A 653-nucleotide genomic window follows, 5' to 3' on the forward strand; every position below is an offset into this window, starting at 1 on the left:
TTACGCGTCCAAGATAACACCAACCCATGTCATTAACTTGTCTAAACCATGTATTCCGAAAGCCAGCATCAGTCACGATGATAGGGATGACATGCGAGGGTAAAACAGCTTTAAAGTTATYGAGAAACTGTTGATGACTACGTGGAGAGTTGTAGTTTTTGAAAGTAAAAGTTTGCTCGAAAAGCGTAACAGAACGACCATCTACAGCAATAGATGCTCTTAGTACCATGAGTCGTTCATATTCGCGGATATCAGCCCAATCGACTAAGACAATAGGCTGTGCATTGACCGAACAAAATTGATGACAGTGCCACCGATAAATATCGAGTCTGTCGTGGTGAAGGTGATTATTACCTAATAAACGGTCAACGCGCTTAATACAGTGTTTGGTTTTGGCCTTTGAAGGAAGTGAGCGCCCAAGCAAAGTAAGCGTAAGTGCAWCATTGCTAAGCAATGATTGCACTGAGTCCATGAGTGATTGGAGTCTCTTTTTGTGAATGTTAGGGCATTGTTTTTCCAGCGACTCGTGTAGWATTTGAATATCACGCATCTTGCTTTCAATCTTTTGTGTTTGTGGTGAATTCATTAGATCAGAAGGTAAGGTGCGTGTCTACTTATTGAACTACAAAGGTATTTTGTGGGGATTCACAAGT

At 41.2% G+C, this 653-nt stretch carries 1 protein-coding gene; it reads right to left on the bottom strand.

Annotation, left to right across the window (positions count from 1 at the left end):
• A partial coding sequence (locus EIZ48_RS28575) for an IS4 family transposase (RefSeq protein ID WP_205298650.1) occupies positions 1-550 on the bottom strand: 550 nt, incomplete at its 3' end.
• Positions 551-653: the final 103 nt, after the last annotated feature.

It is taken from the genome of Photobacterium alginatilyticum (assembly GCF_009910675.1).
GTDB lineage: Bacteria > Pseudomonadota > Gammaproteobacteria > Enterobacterales > Vibrionaceae > Photobacterium > Photobacterium alginatilyticum.